Source organism: Streptomyces sp. NPDC107471 (assembly GCF_055582845.1).
Genome location: NZ_JBVJPC010000004.1, coordinates 210,270 through 225,824, shown reverse-complemented (window position 1 = coordinate 225,824; position 15,555 = coordinate 210,270). Strand labels below are relative to the sequence as shown.

General features: G+C 71.8%; 15 protein-coding genes. 10 read left to right on the top strand and 5 right to left on the bottom strand.

Translation table 11 applies throughout. From position 1 onward, the window contains the following. Window positions 1-89: 89 nt before the first annotated feature. Both acnA and ACZ66S_RS14880 read right to left on the bottom strand, forming a co-directional pair. Window positions 90-2,807, bottom strand: a complete 2,718-nt coding sequence (gene acnA, locus ACZ66S_RS14885; protein ID WP_469901921.1) for an aconitate hydratase AcnA — start codon at window positions 2,805-2,807, stop codon at window positions 90-92. 313 nt (window positions 2,808-3,120) lie between these two features. Next, window positions 3,121-3,348 carry a winged helix-turn-helix transcriptional regulator gene (locus ACZ66S_RS14880; RefSeq protein WP_469902392.1) on the bottom strand — a complete coding sequence of 76 codons (228 nt, stop codon included), beginning with the start codon at window positions 3,346-3,348 and terminating at the stop codon, window positions 3,121-3,123. Window positions 3,349-3,661: 313 nt separating this feature from the next. On the opposite strand from ACZ66S_RS14880, the gene ACZ66S_RS14875 reads away from it, so the two are divergent. The 7 genes from ACZ66S_RS14875 (at window position 3,662) to ACZ66S_RS14845 (ending at window position 10,246) form a co-directional block, all read left to right on the top strand. After that, window positions 3,662-3,862 (top strand): DUF4236 domain-containing protein, encoded by a 201-nt coding sequence (locus ACZ66S_RS14875; RefSeq protein ID WP_469901920.1) that lies wholly within the window; start codon window positions 3,662-3,664, stop codon window positions 3,860-3,862. 82 nt (window positions 3,863-3,944) lie between these two features. Continuing rightward, entirely contained in the window at window positions 3,945-5,474 is a 1,530-nt protein-coding gene (locus ACZ66S_RS14870) for a helix-turn-helix domain-containing protein (RefSeq protein WP_469901919.1), read from the top strand. A gap of 263 nt (window positions 5,475-5,737) precedes the next feature. Continuing rightward, the gene (locus ACZ66S_RS14865) at window positions 5,738-6,133 is read left to right on the top strand and encodes a TOBE domain-containing protein (protein WP_469901918.1); all 396 of its coding nucleotides are present in this window, start codon (window positions 5,738-5,740) and stop codon (window positions 6,131-6,133) included. A 189-nt stretch (window positions 6,134-6,322) separates the two neighbouring features. Continuing rightward, complete coding sequence (modA, locus tag ACZ66S_RS14860) at window positions 6,323-7,144, top strand: molybdate ABC transporter substrate-binding protein (protein ID WP_469901917.1); 822 nt, start codon at window positions 6,323-6,325, stop codon at window positions 7,142-7,144. Next, a complete protein-coding gene (gene modB, locus ACZ66S_RS14855; RefSeq protein ID WP_469901916.1) occupies window positions 7,141-8,004 on the top strand; it encodes a molybdate ABC transporter permease subunit in 864 nt (287 codons plus the stop codon). The genes modA and modB overlap by 4 nt, the downstream gene beginning before the upstream one ends. 551 nt (window positions 8,005-8,555) lie before the next feature. After that, window positions 8,556-9,683: an ABC transporter ATP-binding protein gene (locus ACZ66S_RS14850; protein WP_469902391.1), complete on the top strand. Its 1,128-nt coding sequence runs from the start codon at window positions 8,556-8,558 to the stop codon at window positions 9,681-9,683. Window positions 9,684-10,045: 362 nt separating this feature from the next. Further along, entirely contained in the window at window positions 10,046-10,246 is a 201-nt protein-coding gene (locus tag ACZ66S_RS14845) for a hypothetical protein (protein ID WP_469901915.1), read from the top strand. Window positions 10,247-10,316: 70 nt separating this feature from the next. On the opposite strand, the gene ACZ66S_RS14840 is transcribed toward ACZ66S_RS14845, so the two are convergent. Then, the gene (locus ACZ66S_RS14840; RefSeq protein WP_469901914.1) at window positions 10,317-10,754 is read right to left on the bottom strand and encodes a DUF6299 family protein; all 438 of its coding nucleotides are present in this window, start codon (window positions 10,752-10,754) and stop codon (window positions 10,317-10,319) included. 243 nt (window positions 10,755-10,997) lie between these two features. Here ACZ66S_RS14840 and ACZ66S_RS14835 point away from each other — a divergent pair, with 243 nt between their 5' ends. After that, a complete protein-coding gene (locus tag ACZ66S_RS14835) occupies window positions 10,998-11,192 on the top strand; it encodes a DUF5999 family protein (RefSeq protein WP_469901913.1) in 195 nt (64 codons plus the stop codon). 42 nt (window positions 11,193-11,234) lie between these two features. Here ACZ66S_RS14835 and ACZ66S_RS14830 read toward each other — a convergent pair whose 3' ends face one another. Together ACZ66S_RS14830 and ACZ66S_RS14825 are read right to left on the bottom strand one after the other, a co-directional pair. Then, window positions 11,235-11,633: a RidA family protein gene (locus ACZ66S_RS14830; protein ID WP_469901912.1), complete on the bottom strand. Its 399-nt coding sequence runs from the start codon at window positions 11,631-11,633 to the stop codon at window positions 11,235-11,237. Further along, complete coding sequence (locus ACZ66S_RS14825) at window positions 11,630-12,946, bottom strand: acyl-CoA dehydrogenase family protein (RefSeq protein ID WP_469901911.1); 1,317 nt, start codon at window positions 12,944-12,946, stop codon at window positions 11,630-11,632. Before ACZ66S_RS14825 ends, ACZ66S_RS14830 begins: the two co-directional genes overlap by 4 nt. 147 nt (window positions 12,947-13,093) lie before the next feature. Between ACZ66S_RS14825 and ACZ66S_RS14820 the strand changes: the two genes are divergently transcribed. Together ACZ66S_RS14820 and ACZ66S_RS14815 are read left to right on the top strand one after the other, a co-directional pair. Further along, the gene (locus ACZ66S_RS14820) at window positions 13,094-14,686 is read left to right on the top strand and encodes an AMP-binding protein (protein ID WP_469902390.1); all 1,593 of its coding nucleotides are present in this window, start codon (window positions 13,094-13,096) and stop codon (window positions 14,684-14,686) included. 15 nt (window positions 14,687-14,701) lie between these two features. Beyond that, window positions 14,702-15,514, top strand: a complete 813-nt coding sequence (locus ACZ66S_RS14815) for a PaaX family transcriptional regulator (protein ID WP_469901910.1) — start codon at window positions 14,702-14,704, stop codon at window positions 15,512-15,514. Window positions 15,515-15,555 lie beyond the last annotated feature (41 nt).

Below are 15,555 nucleotides of genomic sequence, written 5' to 3'. Positions count from 1 at the left end.
TACGGCGAAGGGCCGCGCCCCCGTCACCGGGAGCGCGGCCCTCAGAAGCCCGACTGAGCTCGCAGGAACCCTCGGAAGCCCGAGGGGGCTTACTTGCGGATCAGGCTGCGCAGCACGTACTGCATGATGCCGCCGTTGCGGTAGTAGTCGGCCTCACCGGGGGTGTCGATGCGGACGACCGCGTCGAACTCGACGCCCGTGTCGGTGGTGACCTTGACCGTGCGCGGCGTGGTGCCGTTGTTGAGCTCCTCGACACCGGTGAAGGAGAAGGTCTCCTCGCCGGTCAGACCGAGGGACTGGGCGGTGGCGCCCTCCGGGAACTGCAGCGGCAGGACGCCCATGCCGATGAGGTTCGAGCGGTGGATGCGCTCGTACGACTCGGCGATGACGGCCTTGACGCCGAGGAGCGCGGTGCCCTTGGCGGCCCAGTCGCGGGACGAGCCGGAGCCGTACTCCTTGCCGGCCAGGACGACGAGCGGGATGCCCTGCTCGATGTAGTTGCGGGAGGCGTCGTAGATGAACGACACCGGACCGCCGTCCTGGGTGAAGTCGCGGGTGTAGCCGCCCTCGGTGCCCGGCGCGATCTGGTTGCGCAGGCGGATGTTGGCGAACGTGCCGCGGATCATGACCTCGTGGTTGCCTCGGCGGGAGCCGTAGGAGTTGAAGTCACGACGCTCCACACCGTGCTCGGTGAGGTACTTGCCGGCCGGGGTGTCGGCCTTGATGGCACCGGCGGGCGAGATGTGGTCCGTCGTCACCGAGTCGCCCAGCTTGGCCAGGACCCGCGCGCCGGTGATGTCGGAGACCGGGGTGGTCTCCATCGTCATGCCCTCGAAGTACGGGGGCTTGCGGACGTAGGTCGACTCGGCGTCCCACTCGAAGGTGTTGCCGGTCGGGATCGGCAGCGCCTGCCACTGGGCGTCGCCCGCGAAGACGTCGGAGTAGGACTTGTTGAACATGTCCTCGCCGATGGCGTTCGCCACGACGTCGTTGACCTCGGCCTCGGAGGGCCAGATGTCCTTCAGGAAGACCGGGTTGCCGTCCTGGTCGACACCGAGCGCGTCCTGGGTGATGTCCACCTTCATGGAACCCGCGAGGGCGTACGCGACCACCAGCGGCGGGGAGGCCAGGTAGTTCATCTTGACGTCGGGGTTGATCCGGCCCTCGAAGTTCCGGTTGCCGGAGAGGACCGAGGTGACCGCGAGGTCGTGGTCGTTGACGGCCTTGGAGACCTCCTCCGGCAGCGGGCCGGAGTTGCCGATGCAGGTGGTGCAGCCGTAGCCGACGAGGTTGAAGCCGACCTTGTCGAGGTAGGGGGTGAGCCCCGCCTTGTCGAAGTAGTCGGTGACGACCTTGGAGCCCGGGGCGAGGGTGGTCTTGACCCACGGCTTGCGGGTCAGGCCCTTCTCCACGGCCTTCTTCGCGACGAGCGCCGCGGCGACCATGACGTACGGGTTGGAGGTGTTGGTGCAGGAGGTGATGGCCGCGACCGTCACCGCGCCGTGGTCGATCTCGTACGTCGAGCCGTCGGGGGCGGTCACGGTGACCGGGTTGGACGGGGCGCCGTTCGGGGCGACCGCCGGGGCGTCGGAGGCCGGGAAGGACTCCTTGCCGGACTCGTCGACGTCGTCGACGTAGTTGCGGACGTCCTGCTTGAACTGCTCGGCGGCGTTCGCGAGGACGATACGGTCCTGCGGGCGCTTCGGGCCGGCGATGGAGGGCACGACCGTGGAGAGGTCGAGCTCCAGCTTCTCGGAGAAGTCCGGCTCGGCCTTCGGGTCCAGCCAGAGGCCCTGCTCCTTGGCGTACGCCTCGACGAGCGCGAGCTGCTGCTCGGAGCGGCCGGTGAGCTTGAGGTACTTGATGGTCTCGTCGTCGATCGGGAAGATCGCGGCGGTCGAGCCGAACTCCGGCGACATGTTGCCGATGGTGGCGCGGTTCGCGAGCGAGGTGGCGGCGACGCCCTCGCCGTAGAACTCGACGAACTTGCCGACCACGCCGTGCTTGCGGAGCATCTCGGTGATGGTCAGCACGAGGTCGGTGGCGGTGGTGCCGGGCTTGAGCTCACCGGTCAGCTTGAAGCCGACGACGCGCGGGATGAGCATGGAGACCGGCTGGCCGAGCATCGCGGCCTCGGCCTCGATGCCGCCGACGCCCCAGCCCAGCACGCCGAGGCCGTTGACCATCGTGGTGTGCGAGTCGGTGCCGACCAGGGTGTCGGGGTACGCCTGGCCGCCTCGGACCATGACCGTGCGCGCCAGGTGCTCGATGTTCACCTGGTGGACGATGCCGGTGCCCGGCGGGACGACCTTGAAGTCGTCGAACGCGGTCTGGCCCCAGCGCAGGAACTGGTAGCGCTCGCGGTTGCGGCCGTACTCCAGCTCGACGTTCTGCGCGAACGCGTCGTGGGTGCCGAACTTGTCCGCGATGACGGAGTGGTCGATGACCAGCTCGGCCGGGGAGAGCGGATTGACCTTCGCCGGGTCGCCGCCGAGCTCCTTGACGGCCTCACGCATGGTGGCGAGGTCGACGACACAGGGCACGCCGGTGAAGTCCTGCATGATCACGCGGGCCGGCGTGAACTGGATCTCCTGCGACGGCTGGGCCTGGGAGTCCCAGTTGCCGAGGGCGCGGATGTGGTCGGCGGTGATGTTCGCGCCGTCCTCGGTACGGAGCAGGTTCTCCAGGAGAACCTTGAGGCTGTACGGCAGGCGGGCCGAGCCCTCCACCTTGTCCAGCCGGAAGATCTCGTACGACTCGTCGCCCACGCTCAGCGTGGCGCGGGCGTCGAAGCTGTTCGCCGACACGACAGTCTCCTTCATTTTTGTGCGCTTACCACCGCATCCTGCCGCCACGCCGTCTTGGCCGATCCGCTAAGGTAAGGCTAAGTTAGGTACGCCTTACTGCCAGACCCAGCGAAAGCGTGCGACTGCGGTACGCCTCGGCAGATATCTCGATGTCGAGATAACTCTAGTACATGAGGCCGGGATGGTCATGCCCGGCCTCGCCGCCCTGTCGCCCGGGACCGGTCAGCCCCCACTCGGCCTGGCCGCATTCAGGCGCAATGTCGGACATCCGACCTGGCCGCACTCCTCCTACGGAAGCCGACCGCGACGCCCGTCACGCTCGGGTGCGGCTGTCGTACGCGTGCCGCGCGGCCGCGATGACCGGTCGGTTCCGGCCGGCCCACGCCGCCAGGGCCTCCAGCGGTGCGCGGATCTCGTCGATCAGGGTCGTGGTGGCGTATTCCACACGGGGCGGAGCATCGGGGTGAACGGTCCGGGTGACGAGCCCGTTCCGCTCCAGGTTGCGCGGGGCACAGCCGACCCCTGGCACGGACCGATGCATGAGGTCGCCGCGCATACCGGGAGCGAGTTCTTCTCCGTGCCCGGTGCCGATCACCATGGCGGCTGGGTTCGCGCCGGCGAGATCCTGCCCCGGCCGCCGGCCTTCCTGGCCGCCGACGGATGGTGAGCAGGTGGGTCAGTCGGGCGGGCCGGGAGGGTCTCCCTGTCGCAGCGGTCGCTGTTCGCGCCGCGCCGAGATGCCCCAACTGGCCCACCACAACAGGTCGGTGCGAAGCCGGTAGCCATCTCTGCGCCGAGCCGGGGTATGCGAACGACGTCGAAAGCACGCGACCGAACTTCAAGGGGAGGACCCCATGCCGCTCACTTTCCGCAAGAGTTTCCGGATTCTTCCCGGGGTGCGGCTGAACATCAACCGGCACTCCTGGTCCATCACGACCGGTGGCGGCAGCCACGGGCCGAAGCACACGCACAGCAGCACGGGACGTCGTACGACATCGGTTGATTTGCCCGGACCCTTCGGATGGCGCAAGACCCGCACCGCCAAGCGCCACTGACCTTCCCTCAGGCCCGTCCGGGCTTTTCCCCCGAACGGACCCCCCGGAATGCGCCATCTCATATCTGAGATAGCCTCACCGCATGGCAGACGACTACCTCGTACGTATCGGCAAGCTCATCCGTGACGCCCGACAGCACCGGGGCTGGACACAGTCGCAGCTTGCCGAGGCGCTCGGCACCAGCCAGAGCGCCGTCAATCGCATCGAGCGCGGCAACCAAAACATCAGCCTTGAGATGATCGCCCGTATCGGTGAAGCACTGGACAGTGAAATCGTCTCTCTGGGCTACGCGGGCCCGATGCATCTGCGTGTGGTCGGCGGTCGTCGGCTCTCCGGCGCGATCGACGTCAAGACGAGCAAGAACGCGTGCGTGGCCCTGCTCTGCGCCTCGCTCCTCAACAAGGGGCGCACGGTGCTGCGCAGGGTCGCCCGCATCGAGGAGGTCTACCGCCTCCTGGAGGTGCTGAGCTCCATCGGGGTGCGCACCCGCTGGATCAACGGCGGCGTCGACCTCGAACTCGTGCCGCCCGCCGAGCTGGACATGAACGCCATCGACGCCGACGCCGCCGTCCGCACCCGCTCGATCATCATGTTCCTCGGCCCGCTGCTGCACCGCATGGACGGCTTCCGGCTGCCCTACGCCGGCGGCTGCGACCTCGGCACCCGGACCATCGAGCCGCACATGATCGCCCTGCGCCGGTTCGGCCTGGACGTCGCCGCGACCGAGGGCCAGTACCACGCCCGGGTCGACCGGCAGGTCCGCCCCGACCGCCCGATCGTGCTGACCGAGCGCGGCGACACCGTGACGGAGAACGCGCTGCTCGCGGCCGCCCGCCACGACGGCGTCACCGTCATCCGCAACGCCTCCTCCAACTACATGGTCCAGGACCTCTGCTTCTTCCTGGAGGCCCTGGGCGTCGAGGTCGAGGGCATCGGCACCACCACCCTCACCGTGCACGGTGTGCCGCACATCGACGTGGACGTCGACTACTCCCCCTCCGAGGACCCGGTCGAGGCGATGAGCCTGCTGGCCGCGGCCGTCGTGACGGAGTCCGAGCTGACGGTGCGTCGGGTGCCGATCGAGTTCCTGGAGATCGAGCTCGCGGTCCTGGAGGAGATGGGCCTCGACCACGACCGCACACCGGAGTACTTCGCCGACAACGGCCGCACCCGCCTCGTCGACCTCACGGTCCGCCCCTCCAAACTGGAGGCGCCGATCGACAAGATCCACCCGATGCCGTTCCCCGGCCTGAACATCGACAACGTCCCCTTCTTCGCGGCCATCGCGGCCGTCGCGCAGGGCCAGACCCTCATCCACGACTGGGTCTACGACAACCGCGCGATCTACCTCACGGACCTGAACCGGCTGGGCGGCCGCCTCCAACTCCTCGACCCGCACCGGGTGCTGGTGGAGGGCCCGACCCGCTGGCGCGCCGCCGAGATGATGTGCCCGCCGGCCCTGCGTCCCGCCGTCGTCGTCCTGCTGGCGATGATGGCGGCCGACGGCACCTCCGTGCTGCGCAACGTCTACGTCATCAACCGCGGTTACGAGGACCTGGCCGAGCGGCTCAACTCGGTGGGGGCGCAGATCGAGATCTTCCGGGACATCTGAGCGGCAGCGGTCCGCCTCGCGGTGCAGGCGGTTGGCAGGGGCGGGGCGGGCTGCGGATCCGGGGCGGGGCGGCCTGCAGATCCGGGGCCGGGCTCCGGGTCCGGGGTCCAGGGTCCGGGCTGCGGGTCCGGGCTCCGGTCCGGCCGCGGCCGGATGGTGGCCGCTGTCCCGCCGGTCCCTGCCGGACGGGCCGCGCCGTACTCGGTCCCTCCCGGATGGGCCGCGCCGTACTCGGGTGCGGCCCATCGCCTATCTTGGCGCCTATGCAGTCCTACACCATCGGCCAGGCCGCCCGGCTGCTCGGCGTGAGCCCCGACACCGCGCGGCGGTGGGCCGACGCCGGGCGGGTGCCCACGCACCGGGACGAGGGCGGGCGACGCCTCATCGACGGCAGGGACCTGGCCGCCTTCTCCGTGGAACTGGCCAAGGGCGAGGGCGGCGAGGAGAGCCTCTCCCACACCTCCGCCCGCAACGCCTTCCCCGGCATCGTCACCGCCGTCAAGCTCGGCGATGTCGCGGCCCAGGTCGAGATCCAGGCCGGCCCGCACCGACTGGTGTCGCTGCTGACCCGCGAGGCCGTGGAGGAACTCGGGCTGGAGGTCGGCGTGGAGGCCACGGCCCGGGTGAAGTCGACGAACGTACATATCGACCGCACCTGAGCAGGACTGCCGCTCCGGCACCGGACCGTGCCTTCCCGTACGAACGCACATGCCAGCCTGCCGGATCAGGTTTCCGGCTCATGCGATGCGACAGGGGACTTCTGCCTGGCATCTGCGTCAGTATGATCGACGTACGCGGCCTTTCGGGGCCGAAGCGTGAGCATGAGGACCTGAGGGAGCGGACCTGTGATGACCCCTACCGCGCGTCGGTACCGTCGGGCCCTGCGGACGGCCGGTGCCGGCGCGGGTGCCGCGGCGCTGCTGGCCCTGAGCGCCTGCTCGTCCTCCGACCCGGACTCCTCGAAGCCGTCGTCCGCGTCCGCGTCGGACCAGCTCTCCGGCACGGTGACCGTCTTCGCCGCCGCCTCCCTCCAGGAGAGCTTCACGGCGCTGGGCAAGCGGTTCGAACAGGTCCACCCCGGCACGAAGGTCACCTTCAGCTTCGGCGGCAGCGACTCACTGGCCGCGAGCATCACCGGCGGCGCCCCGGCGGACGTGTTCGCCTCGGCGAGCCCCAAGACGATGAAGGTCGTCACCGACGCCGGGGACGCCTCGGGCACGCCCGCCACCTTCGTGCGCAACCAGTTGGAGATCGCCACCCTGCCCGGCAACCCGGACAAGGTCGGGTCGCTGAAGGACCTCACGGACAAGGACCTGAAGGTCGTGCTGTGCGCCAAGGAGGTGCCCTGTGGCGCCGCCGCGCAGAAGGCCCTCGACGCGAGCGGGCTCAGGCTCACCCCGGTCTCCTACGAGCAGGACGTCAAGGCCGCGCTGACGAAGGTCGAGCTGAAGGAGGCCGACGCGGCCGTCGTCTACCGGACCGATGTGCGGGCGGCGGGTGACAAGGTGGAGGGCGTGGAGTTCCCCGAGTCCGCCGACGCCGTCAACGACTACCCGATCGCCCTGCTCAAGGGCACGCGGAACACGGCCGCCGCGAAGGCGTTCATCGCCCTCGTACGGTCCGCCGAGGGCCAGAAGGTCCTCACCGGGGCCGGGTTCCTGAAGCCGTGACCCCGTCGGACAAGGCCGCCGCCGCGCCCGAGACCCTCCGGGGCGGGCCGCGGCGCCGGCGTGTCCGCACGCCCCGCGGCGGTCGCGGTGTTCCGCTGCCTCTGCTCGTGCCCGCGCTGCTCGGGCTGGCGTTCCTGACCGTGCCGCTGATCGCGCTTCTCGTACGGGCCCCCTGGCGCGGCATGCCCGAACAGCTCACCGGCGCCGCCGTGTGGCAGGCGCTCCAGCTCTCCCTCGTCTGCGCCACGGCCGCGACCGCGGTGAGCCTGGTGATCGGGGTCCCGCTGGCCTGGCTGCTGGCCCGCGTCGAGTTCCCCGGGCGCGGACTGGTCCGCGCCCTGGTCACGCTGCCACTGGTCCTTCCGCCGGTCGTCGGCGGTGTCGCCCTGCTCATGGCGCTGGGCCGCAACGGCGTCGTCGGGAGGTGGCTGGACGCCTGGTTCGGGATCACGCTGCCCTTCACCACGGCCGGGGTCGTGGTCGCCGAGGCGTTCGTGGCGATGCCCTTCCTCGTCATCAGCGTGGAGGGCACCCTGCGGGCCGCCGACCCGCGCTACGAGGAGGCGGCGACGACGCTGGGCGCCTCCCGCTTCACCGCGTTCCGGCGGGTCACGCTGCCGCTGATCGCGCCGGGTGTCGCCGCGGGCGCCGTACTGGCCTGGGCGCGGGCGCTGGGCGAGTTCGGCGCGACGATCACCTTCGCCGGCAACTTCCCCGGCCGCACCCAGACCATGCCGCTCGCCGTGTACCTCGCCCTCCAGAGCGACCCGGAGGCGGCCATCGCCCTCAGCCTGGTCCTGCTGGCCGTGTCCGTCGCGGTCCTGGCGGGCCTGCGCGACCGTTGGATGGCCACGGGATGACGGGGACGGGTGGGGGCGGGGCGGCCGGGGATGGGGAGCACGCGCGGCGCGACCCTCGTGACGGCGAGGGAGCCGGGGGCGGGGAGCCCACGTGGGACAGCCCGCCTGACAGCGAGAGGGCCGGGGGCGGGGAGCCCACGTGGGACAGCCCCTCTGACGGCGAGAAGGCCGGGGACATGGAGCCCACGTGGGACAGCCCCCATGACGGCGAGACGACCAGGGGCGGCGAGCCCCCGCGGGAGGGACCTCGTAACGGCGAGACGGCCAAGGGCAGCAAACCCACGTGGGACGACCCCCTCGACGACGAGACAGCTATGGACGGCAAACCCACGTCGAACGGCCCCCGCGACGGCAAGACGACCACGGGCGGCGAGCCCCTGCGGGAGGGTCCTCGTAACGGCGAGACGGCCAAGGGCAGCAAACCCACGTCGGACGGCCCCCGCAAGGGCAAGACGGCCACGGACGGCAAAGCCACCTGGGACAGCCCACACGACGGCAAGACGACCCGGACCCCCGACGGCTTCGAGGCGACCCAAGACGGTGACCGCCCCATGACCAGCGGGCCCCACCCCACCGCCTCCACCTCCTCCACCCCCGCCGACGCAACCACCGACCCTGTTGCCCCCGTCGCCCCCACCGCGACCGGCCTGGACGCCCGCCTCGTCGTGGACCGTGGCACCTTTCGGCTCGACGTGTCCCTGGCCGTCGCCCCCGGTGAGGTCGTCGCCCTGCTGGGTCCGAACGGTGCCGGGAAGACCACCGCCCTGCGCGCCCTCGCCGGTCTCACACCCCTCACCGACGGCCGTCTACGACTGGACGGCGCCGCGTTGGAGCACAAGCCTCCGGAGTCCCGCCCGGTCGGCGTCGTCTTCCAGGACTACCTCCTCTTCCCCCACCTCACCGCCCTCGACAACGTCGCCTTCGGCCCGCGTTGCCAGGGCGCGACCAAGCGGCGGGCACGGGAACAGGCCGCCGAGTGGCTGGACCGTATGGGTCTCGCGGCCCACGCGGGCGTCAAACCACGGAAGTTGTCCGGCGGTCAGGCCCAACGCGTGGCGCTGGCCCGCGCGTTGGCCACCCGCCCCCGGCTGCTGCTCCTCGACGAGCCGCTGGCCGCCCTCGACGCGCGCACCCGCCTGGAGGTCCGTTCCCAACTCCGGCGCCACCTGGCCGAGTTCGAGGCCGTCGCCGTGCTCGTCACGCACGACCCGCTGGACGCCATGGTCCTCGCCGACCGGCTCGTGGTCATCGAGCACGGCGAGGTCGTGCAGGAGGGCGTCCCGTCCCACATCGCCCGCCATCCGCGCACCGACTACATCGCCCAGCTCGTCGGCCTGAACCTCTACCGGGGCGAGGCCGACGGCCACACGGTCCGGCTCGAAGCCGGGCCCGAGCTGACGACCACGGAGGACCTCACGGGGCCCGTGTTCGTGGCGTTCCCGCCGAGCGCCGTGACGCTCTACCGCGAACCCCCGGCCGGCGCGAGCGCCCGCAACCACTGGCGGTGCGAGGTGGCCGGTCTGGAGACCCACGGCGACCAGATCCGGGCCGACCTCACGGGCGAGCTCCCCCTCGCGGCGGACCTCACGACGGTGGCCGCCGCGGAACTGGACCTGCACCCCGGCGCGGAGGTCTGGGCGGCGGTCAAGGCGGTGCAGACGCACGCGTATCCCGTCTGAGCACGGGGCCACCCTGGGGCGGGGGCCGGGCCGAGCCGGGCCGGGGGGCCGAGCCCGGGGGCCGAGCCAAGCCGGGGGGGGCCGAGCCGGGCTGGGGGGGCCGAGCCCGGGGGGCCTGGCCGAGCCGAGGGGCCTGGCCGGACCGAGGAACCTGGCCGGACCGGGGGGGCCGGTCTCCCGTACGCCGAAAGGCGGGACCTCCCAGGAGGTCCCGAGCCGAGTGCCTCCCAGATGATCACCGCTCCGGGCGTCACCCGAACGGCCGACCGAACAGGCCGCCCGCTCCTGCCGTTCCTAGCCTGAACGGGTGCGGGGTGCGCCGGCCCCACCCCCGGCCGGCCACCGGCCCGCAGGAGGAGACCATGACGCACACCCCACCCGCACTGCGGTGCGTGAGCCGCCACTCCGGTCCGCGGGACGGGGAGGAGTGCGGGGCCCGCGCCCGTTTCGAGATCGCCTGCCACGCCCGGCCACCGCTGATCGTGTGCCCGCAACACCTGGGCCCCGCCCTGCTGTTGGCGGAGGGCGTGCTGTGGCCGCCGGAGATCACACTCGTACGGTGACCGCTGCGGGCGAGCCCCGCCGGTGCGACCAGGCGTCGCCCGGCCGACCGGCACGGACGGGCGTCCCGGCTCAGCCCTTCGTCAGCGTGATGTCCCGCTGCTGGGCCGCGTGGAAGCGGGGCAGCGGCAGGCCGCCCTGGAGGCGGAGCTCCATGAGGGTGGCCTCGACACGGGCCGCACCCGGCTCGAGGACGTCCGAGGTGGGCTTGCCCGTGTTCTGCCACGTGTGCTCCACGCCGTCGCACACCGCGCGGGTCCCGCCGATGCCGTGCCGGACCGAGGGGGAGCTGCCGCTCACGGAGGAGCTCACGAACACCGGGCCCGAACCGGCGGTGCAGCGGTAGGTGCCGGACAGGGTCACGGTGCCGTCCTCGGCGATACGGCCGAGGGGGTCGACGGTGACGGTCTCGGTCGCGTCGGCGCTCGCGGGCAGGGCGGGCACGGCCAGCAGGAACAGCGCGGCGCCGGCAGCGGCGGCGAGAGCGGGGCGAAGGGGGCGGACGGGCATGGGGGGTACCTCCCGGATGAGTGGAGTGGGGGCCTCCACTGCTACCGGGAACATCCTCGGAGAGCCGTGATCGTCACCCCTTCGGTGGCGAGTCCGCACCGAGCGTCGTGGAACCGTCCGAGAGTTGTCCGCGTGTTGTCACGCTTCATGTCGGGCCGTTCCGATGAGTTCGGTACGGGCGCATGGTCTACCCATACGGATACGGACCCCATACGGACGGTCCACCGAATGTGGAGGTGCGCCATGTGTTCTCACCGCTCTTCGTGCGCTGCGTCCGACAGCACCACCGCGCACATCGTCGCCGCCCACCCCGAGCAGGGCTGGAACCTGCTGTGCAACGGCGCGATCGTCTTCGACGACACCGGCGAGCTGCTCCCCGACGGTCGCGTCGTCGCACCGCACCGGGTCCTGACCGAACAGCTTGCCGTCGCCGCCTGATCGAGCTGCGCGCGCCCCACGCTCCACGGGGCAGCGGCGACGCTAGGGCAGCACCGCGAAGCCGTCGAGTTCCACCGCCGCCTGGTCGTCCCACAGCCGCACGACCTCGACGACGGCCATGGCGGGATAGTCCCGTCCCGCCAACTCCCGCCAGATACGGCCCAGTTCACGGGCATGGGTACGGTAGGCGGTGATGTCGGTGGCGTAGACGGTGACCCGCGCGAGGTCGGCCGGGGTGCCGCCGGCGGCCGCGAGGGCGGTGAGCAGATTGGTGAGCGCCTTCCCGAACTGCTCCGGCAGGGTCTCCCCCACCACTTTGCCGTCGGCGTCCAGAGCCGTCTGCCCCGCGAGGAAGACGAGCCGTGAGCCGGTCGCGACGACCGCGTGCGAGAACCCCGTGGGCGGGGACAGTTCGGGCGGATTGATGCGCTCGGCGCTCACGACACCTCCAGGTCGGCGTACAACTCCTTGGCGATGATGCCCCGTTGGACCTCGCTCGCCCCTTCGTAGATGCGCGGGGCGCGCACCTCCCGGTACAGGTGCTCCAGCAGATGACCGCGTCGCAGGGCCCGTGCGCCGTGGAGCTGGACCGCGGTGTCGACGACGTACTGCGCGGTCTCGGTGGCGAGCAGCTTCGCCATCGCCGCGCGCTTCGGCACGTCCGTGGCGCCTTCGTCGTACGCCGTCGCCGCCGCGTAGACCATGAGGCGGGCCGCGTCCGTGCGCAGGGCCATCTCGGCGACCGTGTGGGCCACGCTCTGGAGGTCCTTCAACTTGCCGCCGAAGGCGTCCCGACGGGAGGTGTGGGCGAGGGTCGCGTCCAGCGCCGCCTGTGCCATGCCGACCGCGAAGGCGCCGACGCTGGGCCGGAAGAGGTTCAGGGTGCCCATAGCGACCCGGAAGCCGCGGTCGACCTCGCCGAGGACGTCGTCGGCGCTCACCGGCACGGCGTCGAAGGCGAGGGCGCCGATGGGGTGCGGGGAGAGCATGTCGAGGGCGGTACCGGTGAGTCCGGGCCGGTCGGCGGGCACGAGGAATGCGGTCACTCCGCGGGCTCCGGCTCCGGGGGTGGTCCGCGCGAAGACGGTGTAGAAGTCGGCTTCGGGGGCGTTGGAGATCCAGCACTTCTCCCCGGTGAGCCGCCACCGGGAGGGACCGTCGGACTCGGCGACGGGGTCACCGGCGGATGACGCGCCCGCCGACCGCCCGCCCGAGGACGCCCCGCCCTCCCGGCCCACCCGCAGCCCCGAAGCCGCCTCCCTGTCCACCCGCAGCCCCGATGCCGCCTGCCCGTCCACCCGCAGCCCCGGTGCCGCCTCCCCGTCCGCCAACAACCCCGATGCCGTCTCCCCCTCCGCCCGCAGCCCCAGTGCCGCCGCGTCCGACCCGGCCCCCGGCTCGCTGAGCGCGAACGCGGCCACCGCGCTGCCCTCGCCGACCGCCGGCAGCCAGCGGTCCCGCTGGGCCGGGGTGCCGTGGGCGTGGACGGGGTGGGCGCCGAGGCCCTGGAGGGCGAGGGCGGTCTCCGCCTCCGTACAGGCGTGGGCGAGGGACTCGCGCATTAGGCAGAGATCGAGGGCACCGGAGGTGAACAGCCGCTCCAGCAGGCCCAGTCGACCGAGTTCGGCGACCAGCGGCCGGTTCACATGACCCGGCTCGCCCTTCTCCGCGAGGGGGCGCAGCCGTTCCGCGGCGAGGGCGCGCAGCTCCGCACACCGGGCGGTCTGTGACGGTTCGAGCGAGAATGCGGGCATCGCCGGTCCTCTCTCGTCGACAGGGCCCTCCGACGATATCGCGTGCCGTTGACTGTCGTCACCAACACGATACGCTCCTTGTGCGAGCCCACCATCGACGCCCACAAGGCGGCCCACGCGGCCCAGAAGGCAAGGGGGCGACCCGCCATGAACGTCTCGGCCCATGTCGACACCTTCGCGCGCGACCACCTCCCGCCCCCGGACCAGTGGCCGGAGCTCCGCTTCGACCTGCCGGAGCTGCGCTACCCCGATCGGCTGAACTGCGCCGCCGAGCTGCTGACCGGCCCGCCCGACGACCGCCCGGTCTTCCACACCCCGGCCGGGGACACCTGGACGTACGGCGCGCTGCGCGCCCGTGTCGACCGGCTCGCGCATCTCCTCACCGGCGACCTCGGGGTCGTCCCCGGGAACCGGGTGCTGCTGCGCGGCCCGACCACGCCCTGGCTCGCGGCCTGCTGGCTGGCCGTGCTGAAGGCGGGCGCGGTCGCCGTGACGGTGCTGGCCCAGCAGCGCCCGCACGAGCTGGCCACGATGTGCGAGATCGCGCGCGTCGAGCACGCCCTGTGCGACATACGCTCCGTGGACGACCTCGCCAAAGCCGAGATACCGGGACTGCGGATCACGACGTACGGCGGCGACTCCCCCGACGACCTCCTGAACCGCGAGGCGCCCGGGACGCCGTACCCGGCCGTGGAGACCGCGGCCGACGACGTGGCGCTGATCGCCTTCACCTCCGGGACCACCGGGCGCCCCAAGGGCTGTATGCACTTCCACCGGGATGTGCTCGCCATAGCCGACACCTTCTCCAAGCATGTGCTGCGGCCCCATGTGGACGATGTGTTCACCGGCAGTCCCCCGCTGGGCTTCACCTTCGGTCTCGGCGGTCTGGTGATCTTCCCGATGCGGGCGGGCGCGAGTTCCCTGCTGCTCGAACAGGCCCATCCGAAGCAGTTGCTGCCGGCGATCGCCGAGCATCGCGTCTCCGTCCTGTTCACCGCCCCCACCGCCTACCGCGCCATGCTCGACGAGCTCGACGCGTACAACGTCTCGTCCCTGCGCCGCTGCGTCTCGGCGGGTGAGAACCTGCCCGCGGCCACCTGGCGGGCCTGGCGGGAGCGGACCGGGCTGCGGATCGTCAACGGCATCGGCGCCACCGAGCTGCTGCACATCTTCATCTCCGCGGCCGACGAGGAAATCCGGCCCGGGACGACCGGGGTGCCGGTCCCCGGATGGCAGGCACGCGTGGTCGACGAGACCGGTCACGAGAGGCCCGACGGGGAGCCCGGGCTGCTCGCCGTACGCGGCCCCGTCGGCTGCCGCTACCTCGCCGACCCACGCCAGCGCGGGTACGTGCGGGACGGCTGGAACATCACCGGCGACACCTACGTCCGCGAGAGCGACGGGTACTTCCGCTATGTGGCCCGCGCGGACGACATGATCATCTCGGCGGGGTACAACATCGCCGGACCGGAGGTCGAGGACGCCCTGCTGCGGCACCCGGACGTGATCGAGGCAGCGGTCGTGGGCAGGCCGGACGAGGCACGCGGTCAGGTCGTCGTTGCCTTCGCCGTCCTCAAGGAGGGCGCCGAGCGCGACGCCGAGGCGCTGCGCGCCTTCGTCAAGGGCGAACTGGCGCCCTACAAATGCCCGCGCGAGATCGTCTTCCTGGACGCGCTGCCGCGCACGGCGACCGGCAAGCTCCAGCGGTTCAGGCTGCGCACCGATGGTGACCAGCAGTGATCCACACGACCTAAGATGATCAACGTGTCCGACCAGCATGCACCACGGTCTCTCATCGTCACGCTCTACGGAGCCTACGGCCGCTTCATGCCGGGGCCCGTGCCCGTCGCCGAGCTGATCCGGCTGCTCGCCGCGGTCGGCGTGGACGCCCCCTCCGTACGGTCGTCGGTGTCCCGCCTCAAGCGGCGCGGGCTGCTGCTGCCGGCCCGCACGGCACAGGGCTCGGCGGGGTACGAACTGTCGCCGGACGCCCGCCAACTGCTCGACGACGGCGACCGGCGCATCTACGCCGTGACCCCGCCCGCGGACGAGGGCTGGGTGCTCGCGGTGTTCTCGGTGCCCGAGTCGGAGCGCCAGAAGCGGCACGTGCTGCGCTCCCGGCTGGCCGGCCTCGGCTTCGGCACGGCGGCGCCCGGGGTGTGGATCGCCCCGGCGCGGCTGTACGAGGAGGCCCGTCACACCCTCAGGCGGCTGCGGCTGGACCCGTACGTCGACCTGTTCCGCGGCGAGCACCTGGGTTTCGCCGCCACCGGCGAGGCGGTCGCCCGCTGGTGGGACCTGGCCGAGATCGCCAAGGAGCACGAGGCGTTCCTCGACCGCCACGCGCGCGTGCTGCGCGACTGGGAGGGCCGGGCCGACACCCCGCCCGAGGAGGCCTACCGCGACTACCTGCTGGCCCTCGACTCCTGGCGCCACCTCCCCTACGCCGATCCCGGTCTGCCGGCCCGGCTGCTCCCGGAGGACTGGCCGGGCGAGCGGGCGGCGGCGGTGTTCCGGGGTCTGCACGAGCGGCTGCGGGACGCGGGGGCCGCGTTCGCCGGGCTGTGATCCCAGACACATCCGGGTCCCCTAAGACAACCCTCAGGTTC

What these genes read in the sequence shown, in the direction of transcription:
- ACZ66S_RS14865 (WP_469901918.1), top strand. Translation starts at nt 5,738, where the DNA reads ATGCAGTCCTACACCATCGGCCAGGCCGCCCGGCTGCTCGGCGTGAGC.
- modA (WP_469901917.1), top strand. Translation starts at nt 6,323, where the DNA reads ATGACCCCTACCGCGCGTCGGTACCGTCGGGCCCTGCGGACGGCCGGT.
- ACZ66S_RS14875 (WP_469901920.1), top strand. Translation starts at nt 3,662, where the DNA reads ATGCCGCTCACTTTCCGCAAGAGTTTCCGGATTCTTCCCGGGGTGCGG.
- ACZ66S_RS14840 (WP_469901914.1), bottom strand. Translation starts at nt 10,754, where the DNA reads ATGCCCGTCCGCCCCCTTCGCCCCGCTCTCGCCGCCGCTGCCGGCGCC.
- ACZ66S_RS14845 (WP_469901915.1), top strand. Translation starts at nt 10,046, where the DNA reads ATGACGCACACCCCACCCGCACTGCGGTGCGTGAGCCGCCACTCCGGT.
- ACZ66S_RS14850 (WP_469902391.1), top strand. Translation starts at nt 8,556, where the DNA reads ATGACCAGCGGGCCCCACCCCACCGCCTCCACCTCCTCCACCCCCGCC.
- ACZ66S_RS14825 (WP_469901911.1), bottom strand. Translation starts at nt 12,946, where the DNA reads ATGCCCGCATTCTCGCTCGAACCGTCACAGACCGCCCGGTGTGCGGAG.
- ACZ66S_RS14870 (WP_469901919.1), top strand. Translation starts at nt 3,945, where the DNA reads ATGGCAGACGACTACCTCGTACGTATCGGCAAGCTCATCCGTGACGCC.
- ACZ66S_RS14880 (WP_469902392.1), bottom strand. Translation starts at nt 3,348, where the DNA reads ATGCATCGGTCCGTGCCAGGGGTCGGCTGTGCCCCGCGCAACCTGGAG.
- ACZ66S_RS14820 (WP_469902390.1), top strand. Translation starts at nt 13,094, where the DNA reads ATGAACGTCTCGGCCCATGTCGACACCTTCGCGCGCGACCACCTCCCG.
- ACZ66S_RS14815 (WP_469901910.1), top strand. Translation starts at nt 14,702, where the DNA reads ATGATCAACGTGTCCGACCAGCATGCACCACGGTCTCTCATCGTCACG.
- ACZ66S_RS14835 (WP_469901913.1), top strand. Translation starts at nt 10,998, where the DNA reads ATGTGTTCTCACCGCTCTTCGTGCGCTGCGTCCGACAGCACCACCGCG.